16 protein-coding genes and 1 other annotated feature are annotated in these 15,038 nt (G+C 37.9%); of the genes, 11 read left to right on the top strand and 5 right to left on the bottom strand.

The window, feature by feature from the left end; genetic code table 11:
- Window positions 1-41 precede the first annotated feature (41 nt).
- Both sdaAA and sdaAB read right to left on the bottom strand, forming a co-directional pair.
- Window positions 42-914, bottom strand: a complete 873-nt coding sequence (gene sdaAA, locus IGJ95_RS12535) for an L-serine ammonia-lyase, iron-sulfur-dependent, subunit alpha (RefSeq protein WP_153830524.1) — start codon at window positions 912-914, stop codon at window positions 42-44.
- Between the two features lie 15 nt (window positions 915-929).
- A complete protein-coding gene (sdaAB, locus tag IGJ95_RS12530; RefSeq protein WP_010734281.1) occupies window positions 930-1,598 on the bottom strand; it encodes an L-serine ammonia-lyase, iron-sulfur-dependent subunit beta in 669 nt (222 codons plus the stop codon).
- A gap of 320 nt (window positions 1,599-1,918) precedes the next feature.
- Here sdaAB and rplK point away from each other — a divergent pair, with 320 nt between their 5' ends.
- The 4 genes from rplK (at window position 1,919) to rplL (ending at window position 4,438) form a co-directional block, all read left to right on the top strand.
- Entirely contained in the window at window positions 1,919-2,341 is a 423-nt protein-coding gene (gene rplK / locus IGJ95_RS12525) for a 50S ribosomal protein L11 (protein ID WP_010734282.1), read from the top strand.
- A 101-nt stretch (window positions 2,342-2,442) separates the two neighbouring features.
- A complete protein-coding gene (gene rplA, locus IGJ95_RS12520; RefSeq protein WP_010734283.1) occupies window positions 2,443-3,132 on the top strand; it encodes a 50S ribosomal protein L1 in 690 nt (229 codons plus the stop codon).
- A 79-nt stretch (window positions 3,133-3,211) separates the two neighbouring features.
- Window positions 3,212-3,337 (top strand) — a sequence feature (ribosomal protein L10 leader region).
- Window positions 3,338-3,507: 170 nt separating this feature from the next.
- Window positions 3,508-4,011 carry a 50S ribosomal protein L10 gene (gene rplJ / locus IGJ95_RS12515; RefSeq protein WP_010734284.1) on the top strand — a complete coding sequence of 168 codons (504 nt, stop codon included), beginning with the start codon at window positions 3,508-3,510 and terminating at the stop codon, window positions 4,009-4,011.
- A 58-nt stretch (window positions 4,012-4,069) separates the two neighbouring features.
- Entirely contained in the window at window positions 4,070-4,438 is a 369-nt protein-coding gene (gene rplL, locus IGJ95_RS12510) for a 50S ribosomal protein L7/L12 (protein ID WP_010734285.1), read from the top strand.
- A gap of 334 nt (window positions 4,439-4,772) precedes the next feature.
- Here the strand turns inward: rplL and IGJ95_RS12505 are convergent, their stop codons facing one another.
- Complete coding sequence (locus tag IGJ95_RS12505; protein WP_010734286.1) at window positions 4,773-5,030, bottom strand: hypothetical protein; 258 nt, start codon at window positions 5,028-5,030, stop codon at window positions 4,773-4,775.
- A gap of 560 nt (window positions 5,031-5,590) precedes the next feature.
- On the opposite strand from IGJ95_RS12505, the gene IGJ95_RS12500 reads away from it, so the two are divergent.
- The 7 genes from IGJ95_RS12500 to IGJ95_RS12470 all read left to right on the top strand — a co-directional run bounded on the left by IGJ95_RS12500 (window position 5,591) and on the right by IGJ95_RS12470 (window position 11,866).
- The gene (locus IGJ95_RS12500) at window positions 5,591-5,785 is read left to right on the top strand and encodes a hypothetical protein (RefSeq protein ID WP_019722298.1); all 195 of its coding nucleotides are present in this window, start codon (window positions 5,591-5,593) and stop codon (window positions 5,783-5,785) included.
- Window positions 5,786-5,908: 123 nt separating this feature from the next.
- The gene (locus IGJ95_RS12495) at window positions 5,909-6,259 is read left to right on the top strand and encodes a hypothetical protein (protein ID WP_010734288.1); all 351 of its coding nucleotides are present in this window, start codon (window positions 5,909-5,911) and stop codon (window positions 6,257-6,259) included.
- 614 nt (window positions 6,260-6,873) lie between these two features.
- Window positions 6,874-7,551: a TVP38/TMEM64 family protein gene (locus IGJ95_RS12490; RefSeq protein WP_010734290.1), complete on the top strand. Its 678-nt coding sequence runs from the start codon at window positions 6,874-6,876 to the stop codon at window positions 7,549-7,551.
- An 80-nt stretch (window positions 7,552-7,631) separates the two neighbouring features.
- Window positions 7,632-8,846, top strand: a complete 1,215-nt coding sequence (locus IGJ95_RS12485; protein ID WP_153830522.1) for an MFS transporter — start codon at window positions 7,632-7,634, stop codon at window positions 8,844-8,846.
- Window positions 8,847-9,065: 219 nt separating this feature from the next.
- Window positions 9,066-9,767 carry a glucosamine-6-phosphate deaminase gene (nagB, locus tag IGJ95_RS12480; RefSeq protein ID WP_153830521.1) on the top strand — a complete coding sequence of 234 codons (702 nt, stop codon included), beginning with the start codon at window positions 9,066-9,068 and terminating at the stop codon, window positions 9,765-9,767.
- Window positions 9,768-9,908: 141 nt separating this feature from the next.
- On the top strand, window positions 9,909-10,622 hold the full coding sequence (locus IGJ95_RS12475; RefSeq protein ID WP_010734293.1) for an MgtC/SapB family protein: 714 nt from the start codon (window positions 9,909-9,911) through the stop codon (window positions 10,620-10,622).
- A gap of 107 nt (window positions 10,623-10,729) precedes the next feature.
- The gene (locus tag IGJ95_RS12470) at window positions 10,730-11,866 is read left to right on the top strand and encodes an AI-2E family transporter (RefSeq protein ID WP_010734294.1); all 1,137 of its coding nucleotides are present in this window, start codon (window positions 10,730-10,732) and stop codon (window positions 11,864-11,866) included.
- A 63-nt stretch (window positions 11,867-11,929) separates the two neighbouring features.
- On the opposite strand, the gene IGJ95_RS12465 is transcribed toward IGJ95_RS12470, so the two are convergent.
- Together IGJ95_RS12465 and IGJ95_RS12460 are read right to left on the bottom strand one after the other, a co-directional pair.
- The gene (locus IGJ95_RS12465) at window positions 11,930-13,717 is read right to left on the bottom strand and encodes a glycoside hydrolase family 35 protein (protein WP_438762028.1); all 1,788 of its coding nucleotides are present in this window, start codon (window positions 13,715-13,717) and stop codon (window positions 11,930-11,932) included.
- A gap of 12 nt (window positions 13,718-13,729) precedes the next feature.
- On the bottom strand, window positions 13,730-14,893 hold the full coding sequence (locus IGJ95_RS12460) for a glycoside hydrolase family 88 protein (RefSeq protein ID WP_062806152.1): 1,164 nt from the start codon (window positions 14,891-14,893) through the stop codon (window positions 13,730-13,732).
- Between the last annotated feature and the right edge of the window lie 145 nt (window positions 14,894-15,038).

Here is a 15,038-nt window from a genome sequence, read left to right as displayed (position 1 = left end):
TTTTGTGCATTGTCTGATTCAGCTTTTGATATAAGAAGTAACTATGATTGTTTTTCTAAGATTTCTTTCGTTAGTCGTTTCGCGGTAGGTGTCACTGCAAGTCCGCCTTCTGCTGTTTCTTTGAAAATCGAAGGCATTTGTCTGCCCACTTGGTACATGGCAGCGACTACTTCATCAGGTGGGATCACGCTTTCGATGCCAGCTAAAGCCATATCAGCTGAGATGAATGCTTGTGACGAACCTAAAGCATTTCTTTTAACGCAAGGGACTTCGACGAGACCAGCTACAGGATCGCAGATCAAACCCATCATATTTTTAAGCGTGATTGCCACCGCTTGGGCGGCTTGGTGAGCTGTGCCGTTTTTCGCACAAACCAAGGCAGCCGAAGCCATCGCACTCGCCGATCCAACTTCTGCCTGACAGCCACCTTCAGCCCCGCTGATTGATGCGTTGTTTGCAATGACCAAGCCAAAAGCGCCAGCTGTAAATAAGAAGTCGAGTTGTTGTTCATGGGTTAATTGCAAACGATCACGTACGGCCATCAAGACACCTGGGACAACTCCTGCGCTGCCCGCAGTAGGCGTTGCGCAGATCAATCCCATTTTGGCATTGACTTCGTTCACAGCAATCGCATTACGAACCGCGTTCAAGATTGTTTCGCCACTAAGAAAATCAGCGTTAGAAAGATAGTTGTCCATCTTTTTGGCATCGCCGCCAGTAATTCCTGTGACAGAAGTTACGCCGGCATTTCCTTCTGCGATAGATTGTTCCATCACGAGTAGATTCTTTTCCATGATCTTGATGATCTGCTCACGAGAACGACCGCTCATCTCCATCTCAACTGCGATCATCAATTCGGCAACGCTAGGGTAGTCTTGTGCTTGTTGGACTAATTCTTCAATTGATAAAAACATACCTCGTCTGCTCCTTTACTCGAAATAATTGACACTGTCAATATTTGGTAACTGTTTTAGTTTTTTTACGGTATCTTCTACTTGAGGATCGTCCACTTCCATGATCATAATGGCATTTTCGCCTTTTGACTCACGAGTAACTGTCATTGTACCGATATTGGTGTTGGTTTCTGAAAGAATATTGGTGACTTTAGCAATCATGCCAGGAACGTCTTGGTGGACGATGATCAAGGTTGGTGTTCCCATGCTTAATGAAATCTTGAAGCCGTTCAATTCAGAAATCTGGATGTTACCCCCACCAATTGAGATGCCTGTAACCGAAAGCTTTCGACTGCCTTTTTTCAACAACATTTTGACGGAATTAGGATGATCGGCTTTTTCACTTTTAGGTACGAATAATACTTCCATACCTGCTTCATGAGCCAACCTTAACGAATCTGCTAAACGAGAATCATCAGGTTCCATGCCTAATAATCCTCCAACTAAGGCAATATCAGTACCATGTCCACGATAGGTTTTGGCAAAAGACTCATATAGGTAGATGTCAACAGAATCTGGTTGATCACCAAAAATACTACGGACGATCTTTCCGATTCTTGCTGCTCCAGCAGTATGCGAACTGCTCGGTCCAATCATGACAGGACCAATAATATCAAATACACTTCTGTATTTTAGATCTTTCATTATTTCACCTCATTAGAATAGAAGAACTTATTTGTTATATATAATATGTATTAGGTTCATACAGGCGTAAGTTTAGCATAAATAAGCGATTTATAAAGAGATTTCTTCACGTTTTAACCAGATATTTAGCTTTTTTTTGGATAAAGGTGAAAATAATCAGAAAAAATTGTTGAAAAAAGAGAAAAATTTGCTATACTGTATCAGTGTGCATTCGTTATGTACATGATATGTCAATTGGTTTTAAGATCAACTGACAATACGTGGGAGGAGAAATATGCATCTCCAATTAACCACATCACGGACTTAAGGAGGTATGTCTCGTGGCAAAGAAAGTAGAAAAAATCGTTAAATTGCAAATTCCTGCAGGTAAAGCAACTCCAGCTCCCCCAGTAGGTCCTGCACTAGGTCAAGCGGGTATCAATATCATGGGATTCACAAAAGAATTCAATGCTCGTACAGCTGATCAAGCAGGTTTGATCATTCCAGTTGTGATTTCTGTATACGAAGACCGTTCATTCACATTCGTTACAAAAACACCACCAGCTGCAGTATTATTGAAAAAAGCAGCAAAAATCGAAAAAGGTTCAGGCGAACCAAACAAAAATAAAGTTGCTAAAGTTTCTAGCGATCAAGTAAAAGAAATCGCTGAATTAAAAATGGAAGACCTAAACGCAGCTAACGTTGAAGCAGCAATGCGCATGGTTGAAGGAACTGCACGAAGCATGGGGATCACTGTAGAATAATCTACACCCTAAGAAAGTAGCTTCTCAGTTGGCCCTGTATTGAAAGGTATAGGACACGTGGGAGGTACAACCGTTATAACCACAATCAAGGAGGAACCAAAATGGCTAAAAAGAGCAAAAAAATGCAAGAAGCATTGAAAAAAGTGGATTCAAGTAAAGTTTATTCTGTCGCTGAAGCAGTAGCATTAGCGAAAGAAACAAACATTGCAAAATTTGATGCAACAGTTGAAGTTGCATACCGTCTAAACGTAGACCCTAAAAAAGCAGACCAACAAATTCGTGGAGCTGTTGTATTACCAAACGGAACTGGTAAAACACAAACTGTTTTAGTATTTGCTAAAGGAGACAAAGCAAAAGAAGCTGAAGCAGCTGGTGCAGACTTCGTTGGTGACGACGACATGGTTCAAAAAATCCAAAACGGATGGTTTGACTTTGACGTAGTTGTTGCAACACCTGACATGATGGCTACTGTTGGTCGTCTAGGACGTGTATTAGGACCTAAAGGCTTAATGCCAAACCCTAAAACTGGTACTGTAACAATGGACGTAACAAAAGCAATCAACGAAGTAAAAGCTGGTAAAGTAACTTACCGCGTTGACAAAGCTGGAAACATCCACGTACCAATCGGTAAAGTTTCTTTCGACAACGAAAAATTAGTTGAAAACTTTGCTGCGATCCATGATGTATTAGTGAAAGCTAAACCATCTGCAGCTAAAGGTCAATACATGAAAAACATTACTGTAACAACAACATTTGGACCTGGTATCCATGTAGACCAAGCTTCTTTCTAATCCAACGATTAGAACGTTGATTGATCCAACTGAAAAATAATTCTTGACTCAACTAGTTTAGCGTGCTAAGCTAGTTGAGGTTAATAATTAACTTGTACCGAAGACAGTAGGTGGCGTAGCCTTAATTTCCTACCGAGGACGTTTATTGAATATATTCAATAGTCCCTCTATGTCTACGGTGGCATAGAGTTTTTTGTTGTGAATCACTAAGAACGAAGAGATTAGATGATGAACAATACTCATTGAGTTGAGCGAAAGGAGTCTCCTTTCGAGCGCAAGCGAGTAGAATCACTAAGAACGCAGTGATTAGATGATGAACAAACGATTCAGTCGTAAAAAACTCTTCCATCAAAATTCAGGAGGTGAAACTCAAAAATGAGTGAAGCAATTATCGCAAAAAAAGCAGCAATCGTTGACGAAGTAAGTGCAAAATTTACTGAAGCAGCTTCTGTAGTCGTAGTTGACTACCGTGGATTAACTGTTGATGAAGTAACTCGCTTACGTAAACAACTTCGTGAAGCTAACGTTGAAATGAAAGTTATCAAAAACTCAATCCTTTCACGTGCAGCGAAAAAAGCCGGCCTAGAAGGCATGGACGAAGTTTTCACTGGCCCTACAGCCGTTGCATTCAGTAACGAAGATGTAGTAGCACCAGCGAAAATCATGGACGAATTTGCTAAAGAAGCAAAAGCATTAGAAATCAAAGGCGGTATCATCGAAGGTAAAGTATCTACATTGGAAGAAATCACAGCATTGGCAAAATTGCCAAACCGCGAAGGACTTCTATCTATGTTGCTATCTGTACTACAAGCGCCAGTCCGCAACGTGGCTTACGCTGTCAAAGCAGTCGCAGACAAAGAAGATGGAGATGCAGCTTAATCGCCGCATAGCATAAACAATAAATAAAAAAAGAACATTTAAAATGGAGGAAACAAAAATGGCATTGAACATTGAAAACATCGTTGCTGAGTTAAAAGAAGCAACTATCCTAGAACTTAACGACCTAGTTAAAGCTATTGAAGAAGAATTTGGCGTATCTGCTGCTGCTCCTGTAGCTGCAGTTGCTGCTGGTGGCGGTGCTGCTGCTGAAGAACAAACTGAATTCACTGTAGAATTAACTGCAGCTGGAGACCAAAAAGTTAAAGTTATCAAAGCAGTTCGTGAAGCAACTGGCTTAGGCTTGAAAGAAGCTAAAGCTGTAGTTGATGGCGCTCCTGCACCAGTTAAAGAAGGCGTTTCTAAAGAAGAAGCTGAAGAATTAAAAGCTAAACTTGAAGAAGTTGGCGCTTCTGTAACAGTTAAATAATTTTATTGATTTTTGATTGGCTAAAAACCTTATTGATTAAGGTTTTTAGCCTTTTTTTGTTTTTTGAAATGCTTTTTATTTCTAGTTCTAAACCGTAGCAACACAAGTAAAAACATAAAAAACATTTGACCATGAGGAGTTGCAGAAAAGAAAGGTGTTCATCAAGTATATTACTAAAACTTATTCGTAATTAGATATAGTTGGCGATAGATGACGGTAGCTAAAAGGAATTTGGGTACGTGTACAATCTTCTTGTAACTCAACTATTATCCAGACTCGTTCTGGTCGTTTTTTTGTATAAAAAAAACGACTCAAAATGAGTCGTTTAAACAGATTATTGTAATAGATCATTAATTTCTTTAAATTCTTTATCAAGTTCTTTTTCATCATATTTTTCGTATTTATCAGCTTCATGAAGAATTTTTTTGATTTCATGAATCGCCTTACGTTCAACTAACCATTTTTTTAGGTTGTGTTTTTTTTCTGGATTTTCAGATAACGTATCAAGTTCATTTAATTCTTTATCCAGTTTATTGACTGTAGCAACAATTTTGTCTAAAGCTTTTTCTTCTTTGTGTTCTAAATCTGACATTTATCTTCACGTCCTTTTTATTTGATAATTTAAGTATAGGACGTTGCCATAAATTCTTCAAAATAAAACCCTTATATATGCTTATTTGCATAAAGGAGTAGAAGAACTCAACAATTGATAGTTTATCCCCTCCATAGGATTATTTGATTGAAAAAGTGGTGGATTTTTGAGCTATACTTTGGTGGAGTAACTAAAAATGATAGTAATTTTCATTAAAGCACAGAAACTATTAGTAATATTAAAAGCTTGATATTAAAGCGGTTGAAGTGAATAGAAGTCATCAATAATTATAAAATTATAATACAGGTAAAAGCTTATGCGCTAACCATCTTCGGATGGCATTTTTTATAACATATATAATTAAAACGAATAGAAAGCCTTGTTTTTATAGACTATAATTATGTTGTGGTGCATGATCTTCTATCCAACTTTTAGGACAAAAGGCTTGTTGTTGCAACCCTCAATTAGTCTCACCAGAGCCTCTGTGTTTTCTGCCACTTTTTCTCAGCTGCTTGAAAGAGTAGCCTTTACATAAATAATTTAACAAAGAAGGTATAGTTATGTATTATGTAGAAGTCCAAACGCGAGGAGTAAAAAATAAACAGTATGTTAAAACGGTACGCCATAATTATCCATTATTAGGTTCATGGGAAGAGGCTGAACCATTTTCAAAAGAATGTGCATTGCAAATAAAGTCAATATTAGAACAAGAATTAACTTGTGGAAAAGCAAATGTCACTATCATAGAAAAGTGAAAATGATTGAAACTTTAATCAGGCAAAGCAATAGAAGGACAACACATGCTTAATTTCATAAAGGTTATCAGTGAGAAAGTGTGGATAGATAGACTTTAAAAATATATGTAAGAAGGGATAGGCATGACATATGAAGTTAAAGTCAGTAAAGAAATTCTGAATATATTTTCTGAGAATCAATCAAAAAGGTATCAAGAAATAATCTTATATAAAGTGAATGAGTATTTGACACACAACTTTTATCGAATCAAACTTGTTGTTACACCTGTAAAACAATCAATTTATGAAATGAAAATCCGCTTAGGAAAAGAAAATTTTCGAATTGCTTTTATGATAGAGGATAAGAAGGTACAAGTTTTTTATATTAGTCGAACGTTAAAAAAAGAATTATTTGATAAAGAAGTAAATAGATTTGTCCATCGATTCAATAAAAATCACAGAATTACTAAGTCTATGAAGAAAGTAGAGGCTTAGTAAAATGAACATGATTTGTAAAAAGCAATTAAAGCAATTTTTGAAAAGAAAATTTAAATCGAAGGATTGTTTTAAGTTAAAAATTCTTACGTTAAAAAAAGATCGCTATTTACTTATCAGTTATGATCAAGAACGATATACAATAGTTGAAGAGGGATTCGAAAAGAGTAAGTATGAATTCGACTCTTCAGATGAAGCAATAAAAGCAGTGATGAAAATGGCAAATATTGAATTTAAACGTAGCTATAGACTTCATGTACAATAAATCCTCTGATGTAAAGTCTGATGAATCGAAAAAATCCTCTTACGATGTAGAAAGAAATAGGAAATATTAATAAATGAAAAATTAGAAAGCCAGATATTAAAGCCACCAAGGTAAACTAAAAGCAGTGAATTATTGCAAAATAAAAGTAATTAAATCTTTTCTATTCATGATTATGAACCGAAACTTTAACATGAGTAGTTCCGGTATTTTTTGAGCGAATTGTATTGCCTTCAGCATGTTTAGAATAATAGTGATTGAAAGTCTGGTATTTTAAGTATCACGTTTGTTCTGTTTCCTCATCTAATGATACACTAACAGTGAGTAAGTCTGAGGAGGAGAAGAAGTCGCTATGAAAAAGCAATATATACGTAATACACTGATTGGTTTAGGATTACTGCTGATTTTGTTTGTTGGCTATCAACTTTATTTAGAGTATCGACCAGATATCCACTTATTGCTAGATCCACGGGCAAGTCGCAAAGAATGGATGCGAGAAATTCGTTCACACGGAGTATCTGCTGCGTTTATTTTGACGTTATTGATCAGTTTGATGTGTGCGGTGCCAGGTATTCCTACTTCTGTGATCGGTGTGGTCGTCGGCCTAAGTTATGGTCCATTTCTAGGAACAGTTATCAATGTAACAGGCAATGCACTTGGAAATATCTTATCGATCGTTTTGATGCAACATTTATCCTTTATGGATCATAGTAAAAAAGAGAATCGTTGGGTCAAAGCAATACGTCGGATGAAGCATCCAAAAATAGGAGTCATGATCGGCTATATGGTACCGGTGATTCCGTCTTCTGTCGTGAACTTTGCCGCAACCTCCTTAAATCTTTCGGTTCGTGAGTTATTATTATCGATCCTTATCGGCGTAGTGCCATCTTCCCTTTTATATGCGTGTGGCGGAGAAGCATTGTTTCATGGGGAACATATAAAAGCACTTGTTTTGGTCGCTAGTGTGTTAGTTTTAACAGTATTGGTGGTCATTATCTATCGAGATCGAAGAAAACATTTAGTTAAATAACTTTATTTATTTTATTTGAGCCTCCCTGTTTTCAATTATTCTAAGAAGTTGTAAACTAAGAAAGGAAATGGGGGAATCCGATGGAAATGAATAAGCAAACACCGCTTTCGAAATCATTGATTTTATTATTAGCGATCACCTGTGGAGTAGTCGTCGCAAATATGTATTATATCCAACCAATTGGCACAAAAGTAGCGGCAAATTTATCAGTCAATACGAGTGCTGTGGGTTTGTTGACGATGCTGACTCAGTTAGGCTATGCATTAGGATTATTATTTTTAGTTCCATTAGGGGATGTTGTCGATCGACCTAAATTGATCATTCGCATGGCGGGATTATCTGCACTATCCTTATTAGCAGCCTTTTTCGCACCAAACTTTGCTCTATTTGCAGTTGCTTCTTTCTTGATTGGTCTACTATCGATCGTTCCGCAAATCATTATTCCTTACGGCGCCGTACTTGCAGGACCAGCAGCGCGAGGAAAAACCATGGGGATCTTATTGAGTGGTTTACTAATGGGCATCTTGCTCTCTCGAACTGTTTCAGGACTTCTTGCCAGTTGGTTTTCTTGGCGTAGTGTTTACCTATTTGCCCTTTGCCTAGTTGGAGCGCTCACTGTGCTACTCTATTTAAAATTACCGAGAACACAAGGAACGTTGGAAAAAGAGTCAACAGTCTCTTATCTTGCCTCACTAAAAAGCTTACCGAAACTCGTCAAAGAGCAACGATTGTTGCGTGAAGCTGCAATCAATGGCTTTTTTATGTTTGGAACGTTTTCGCTTTTTTGGTCAACGCTGATCTTTTATATCAGTAGTCCAGCCTATGGTTGGGGAACTTTTGAAGCAGGGATCTTGGCAATCTTTGGTTTGTCGGGAGCAGTAGCTGCGCCGATCGTGGGCCGCTTGGCGGATAGTTATTCAGAAAGAAGAATCGTTGGCATGGGCTTAGTGATGCAGACAATCAGTTTCCTAGCCTTATTCATTGCTGGTGATTATGTTGCTGTCCTATTAGTTGCAATCATTTTATTAGATGTTGGGAACCAGTTCGGGCAAGTAGCGAATCAAAGCAGAGTACAAGGTCTTGGCGAAGCAACAAGTAACCGCAACAACACGATTTTTATGTTTATGTACTTTATCGGTGGAGCAACAGGCTCTTTATTAGGCTCAATGATGTGGCAGCATTATGGTTGGGTAGGTGTGACTGTTACGGGACTGATTTTCCAATTGTGCGCGTTTATTTTTCAATACTATTTCTCTACTCGCAGAAAAAACATCCAACAATCACTAGAGTCCTAAATAGGAATAAGGATAGTACTATGAATTGACAAAAAAACTATGAAGGCCATTAGAGATGGATGACTTTTATAGTTTTTTTTGATTCTGGAACTTTTAGTTACGTTTTGATGAAATCAATAATATTTTGATAATTATGGCATATTTGGTCTATACAGATATTGTCATTTTGAAATAAAGGTGCTATAATTGGGCTATACCAAAACAAAAGGAGTAATCGTTATGGAAATCATTCGTGTGAAAAATGCTGAAGAAGGCGGAAAAAAAGCTTTTGAGATAATTAAAAATGGAATGGAAAATGGTGCGAAAGTTCTAGGTTTAGCAACAGGGAGTACGCCAATCACTTTATATAAAGAAATGACTTCAAGCGACATGGATTTCAGTAACATGACTTCTGTTAACTTGGATGAGTATGTTGGACTAGGTGGCTCAGATGATCAAAGCTACCGCCATTTTATGAATGTTGAATTATTTGACAAGAAACCATTTAAAGAAACATTCGTACCTGATGGAAAAGCAGCTGATTTAGATCAAGCTTGTCAATCCTACGACCAAATCATTGAAGAACATCCAATCGATATCCAAATTTTAGGGATCGGTCAAAACGGTCACATCGGTTTTAATGAGCCTGGTGCTCCATTTGATGGAAAAACAAGTGTTGTCGATTTAACTGAATCAACAATTAATGCCAATAAACGTTTCTTTGATAAAGTGGAAGACGTCCCAACGAAAGCAGTTTCTATGGGAATCGGCTCAATTCTAAACGGTAAAAAAATCGTTTTGATGGCTTATGGCGAAAGTAAAGCAGAAGCAATCAATGGAATGATCAACGGACCTGTTACCACAGATATGCCAGCAAGTGCTTTGCAAAATCATGATAACGTGATAGTCATTGTTGATGAAGCAGCAGCAAGCAAATTATAATAGAAAAGATTTCAGTCACTGGAGATCATCTGGTTTTTATCAGATGATCTGGCACAGTGGCTTTTTTTTAGGTCATAAAAAATAGTTATATTTTGTTTGTTTTTTTTAGTCGTGCTATATTTGATAGGAGGGGGGATATTCATGGAGGATATGGTTTTATCCATACCAGAAATTATTATACGATTGAGTATCGCATTGCTTTTTGGCGGAGCAATTGGTTTTGAGCGACAATATAAAAACCGTCCAGCAGGGATGCGTACACATATTTTGGTTTGTATGGGGGCTTGTATTATTGCCTTGATCCAAGTGGAAATTGCCAGTGGTGCGTTGAGAAATGCATTAGAGTATCCTGAATTAGTTGGGACCCTCCGTTCAGATGAAGCTCGCTTGATTGCACAAGTTGTCAGTGGCGTCGGCTTTTTAGGAGCAGGTACGATCATTGTTACGAAACAATCAGTGACTGGGTTAACGACCGCAGCCTCACTTTGGGCAATCGCAGGATTGGGTATTGCAATCGGAATGGGTTTTTATGCCATTGCACTCACTAGTTTCGTCGGTATTGTGTTTGCTTTGACTGTAGTGAAGCGCATCATCCATGTACCAACAACGAAAAAATTAGTGATCCAATTTATTCATCGAAAAGAAACCAAGGATTTCTTGAATGATTATTTTGAAAAAAGAAACATTACGATCGAGGATGTCAATTTTGATGTAAAATTTGTGGATGATTACCGTATTTATAAAAATGTTTATACGATCGATTTACCAAAAGGATTGACGTATGCAGAAGTGATCGAAGAATTATCCACGTATAAAAATATTACTAACTTACATCTGGTTAGTTTATCTACCTAAGTAACCACTTTTTTTAAATAACAAGAAATAAAAGAAAAAATAGCGCTTTACCGATGAATAAATGATAAAATAAGAGTATCTGTAAGCATGAAATTTGGAGGATATCTATGTATTCAAGGTTCAAAGAGTCAAAATTGTTATTTTGGACAGTGGAATTAGTCTTAACGATTATTGGCGTTTTCTTTATTTTACGTATGCCAAATGTGTTTCACCCGATTTTAAGAATGGCATCTGCAATCATTATGCCGTTGATCATTGCTGGATTTTTCTATTACATGTTTAATCCAGTTGTCTTGTTTTTAGAAAAACATCGAGTACCACGCGTGTTGGGCTATCTATTGACATTGATCGTTTTATTAGTGATCGTCTTTTTGACCATCATGAACATCTTGCCTCAATTGGTTGATCAAGCAGTGCAATTAACCAGAAGTATCCCTGCATATGCAGACGAAACAAGTCGTTGGTTGACTGAGATCATGCAAAGAGAAGAGTTTCGTTCATTGAATCTAGAAGAACAGTTTGCGTCTGCCAACTTGTCGTTGAGCAACTTGTTCAATATCTTGTTGGTTAGTCTGACAGGGAGCGTTTCAAGAATTCTTTCTTTTATGATGCAATTCTTTATTTTATTGTTTACTGTCCCATTCATCTTATTATTTATGTTCAAAGATGGACATAAATTTATCGATGCGTTATCGCCTTTCTTTCCTCAAGCAATTCGAGGAGAATTACGCCAAACGGTCAGAGAGTTGAATGAAACACTATCTGCTTATATCAGTAGCACGATTGTGGATGCAGTGATCATTGGCGTGATGAGTTTTATTGCAATGACGATTTTCAAGCAGCCGTATAGTTTGTTGCTGGCAGTCGTTTGCGGAGTGACGAATATCATACCGTACGTTGGCCCTTTTATTGGTGCAGTACCAGCTATTATTGTCGGACTGTTTATTTCGCCATTTCAAGCACTCTACATGGCGTTATCCATTCTTGTTATCCAACAATTGGATGGCAATGTGATCAAGCCATTACTCTTCGGAAAAACAATGAACATTCATCCACTAACGATCATTTTAGTATTGATCGGTGCAGGAAGTGTTGCTGGCATCATGGGAATGTTGATCTGTATCCCTGTGTATGCGGTGATCAAAACATTAGTATTGAATATTCGTAAGATTTATTTATTGCGGAAGTTTGAACAAGTTCCAGCAGAAGAACAACCCAAGAAAATTGAATTAGAACATGAATAACTGTCAACGAAAAGAGACGAGGGTCATCAGATGATGACCCTCGTCTTTGTTTAGTTATCATTATCAAACACTTTGCTCAACTTTCGGTTCTGCGAGAAAATCTAAAGAGTGGATCTCGACGCCTTCTGTTTCGAAAATCACCACTTCATTTTCCCCTTTTTTAAGGAAATCTTTTGGACAATAAAGTGAATAGATCGGTCCACGATTCCAATAGCGGCCAAGGTTGATCCCATTGACAAAAATCACTCCTTTACCATAGTTGGAACAATCGATATACGTATCTATCGGCTCGGCTACATCAAATGATACGTGATAAAACGAAGGATGAGCTGGATTTTTGCCAGCTTGATAGTCGATCAGCTGAAGTTGCTCGGCTGATAGTGGCAAAGGATAATGTAGATAGCCTTGATGGAAATGGATATCTTGCATGATTCCGCCACGAATCCCTTTTGTTTGGGTCGGGTTATTCAATTTTGAGCCATAATTGACTCTTCCATGATTTTCTACTAGTACATCTAATTGGATTTCTTCATTTTCTGTCTTTCCTTGGATCATGAACTCTTCACCGATCGTTGTTTGGTCTTGCGTCAATTGATAGGTTTCGTCCACATAAACAGAAACTCGATCACTTGCTTCGATGATCCGCACTTTGTTTTCATGGTGATAGTTTTTCAATGCCAAAGAATATAAGACGTAACCATACCCATTACTGACTTGTTCCATCGTCATAGGATATGCGGTAGGTACCGCTTTTGCTAGTGTTTCTTTTGTGTTTAGTAAAGAAACGCTAGTATCAATTGGGTAACTACCAAGAGACTCTAATTGTTTTGTACGTGGTTCTGCTTGCCATACGTCGGGGCAAACTTCTTTGATTGCTTGTTGGACAGCATAATATTTTTCTGTAGGTTCACCCGTTTCAGTGAGTAACGCATCGTAGTCATAGCTTGTCAATTGTGGTAAATCGGTATTTCCACGTGCGGAACAGCCATTATAAAAACCAAAATTGGTGCCTCCATGGAACATGTACAGATTCAAAGAACCGACTTCTAACATATCTTTGACTTCATTCGCTAGGTCTTGAGCATCTCGTTTGATGATCGGCTCGCCCCAGCGATTAAACCAACCATCCCAATATTCCATACACATCAAGGGCCATTTTTTCCCATGTTTCTCAAAAAAGGTTTGCAAGACCGCACTATTCTCTTTAGAATGACTACCAAAATTACCAGTGACGAATACATCATCTTCAATCAGCGTTCCAGCATCCAATACTTCATTCCAAGCGCCATCGGAAGTAAATAGAGGAACAGTGATGCCGGCATTCTCTAGTAGTTGTTTCGTTTCACGTAGATACGCTTTTTCCATCCCATAAGAACCATATTCATTCTCGATTTGGATCATGATGACAGGGCCACCGTTTGAAATCTGCAAAGGTACGATCTTTGGCAGTAAGGTATCATAGTATTTTTTGACTTTTGTCATAAATCGTTCATCCGTCGACCGCAAACGAATACCTGGTTCTTTTAATAACCAAGCGGGTAGACCGCCAAACTCCCATTCTGCACAAATATATACAGAAGGACGTAGGATCACCATTAGTCCGAGTTGTTGAGCAAGTGCAACAAAAGCAGTGAAATCATTCATTCCTTCGAAGTTGAATTGTCCTTCTTTGGGTTCATGGATATTCCAAGGGATATAGGTTTCGACAGTATTTGCGCCTAATGCTTTCAAGTTATATAAGCTATCTTCCCATTGCGATTGAGGAAGACGGAAATAGTGGATGACGCCACTGATCAATTTGATCGGCTGCCCATCTAAAAGAAAGTCTTCTTTTATTTCAAAAGTTTGCATGTTGGTTTCTCCTTACCAATATTTTTTCCACGAGGGTTTTGCTAAACGTACCAGAGCTTCTAGGTAGAAATAATCGCCCCAAAGATTAGGTTCATCGATTCCTTTACCTTCTGCATGGGCATATACGCCATGTAGTAGTAGACCTTCATTATCAGGTTCGGACAAGGATGTGTAATGTTCGCCTAATTGGTAGAGCATTCCTTTCGCTAATTCTTCAGACTGAGGATACGCTTCCATTTTTGCGGCTTCTAATAATCCACAGGCGGTGATCGCTAAGGCGGAACTATCTTTGTCAGAAGGATGTTCATCTGTGAAATCAAAATCCCAATAAGGAACAAGGTCTTCTGGTAAATGTGTCAAAAAGACATCAACGATTGCTTCATAATTTTTAGATAAAGATGAAGTTCTTAAATAACTTTCATTTAAAGGAATCCCAAGAACAGCCCAACTTTGTCCACGTGCCCAAATCGACGCATCGCTATTTCCCTGATGTGTGGCACCGTGAGTTGGTGTACCGGTTGAAGGATCAAAATAATACGTATGGAAAGTTGTTGCGTTTTCTCTAACAACGGTACGTAACACTGTTTCGTAATGTTTCTTTGCTACTTCTCGATAATGATCATTACCTGAAATCTCAGAAGCTTGGAACAATAAAGGTAAGTTGATCAATGAATCGATGATCAAGCGATACTCTTTTGGATCGCCATACGCGCCCCAGGCTTGGATAAATTGTCCTTTTTCTTGAAAACGTGCAAGTAAGACATCTGCGGCTTGAAGCAATTCTTCTTTGCATAATAAGCTGTTGGTTAAACGATAGCCTGCACCAGCAGATAAACTATATAAGAAACCAATATCATGATGATCTAATACGTGATGTGTGGTTAAACGCTCTTTGAAACTATGGATATTTTCCATGGCACGTACGAGAAATTTCTCTTTACCAGTCCATTCATAAGCCAACCATAACATGCCAGTCCAAAAGCCATTCGTCCAGTCATCATTAGGTTTGATCCGATAGATCCCATTTGTTGCGCAAGCCGACGGAAAATCTAGACCGTAGCGTGTCATATTATGTTCGATTTTTTGGCAACACCAATCAATTTGCTTCGCTAGCCAGGCGCTATCGACAGACTGACTTATGGAAATAAGGGAATCTTTTGTTTGTTGTAATCCCATCATACCACTCCTCTTGATTTGTTAACATATTAACTTTAAACTAGTATAACCTAAATAATCAGAAAAAGCGAATGGCAAAATAAAAAAACAGAAAGATCGGAAAATAAATAACTTTATTTATTTTTTAAAGTAGGTAACTCCGATC

Source organism: Enterococcus sp. AZ156, assembly GCF_051714165.1.
Lineage (GTDB): Bacteria > Bacillota > Bacilli > Lactobacillales > Enterococcaceae > Enterococcus_B > Enterococcus_B pernyi.
This window is presented reverse-complemented; position numbering and strand designations above follow the sequence as displayed.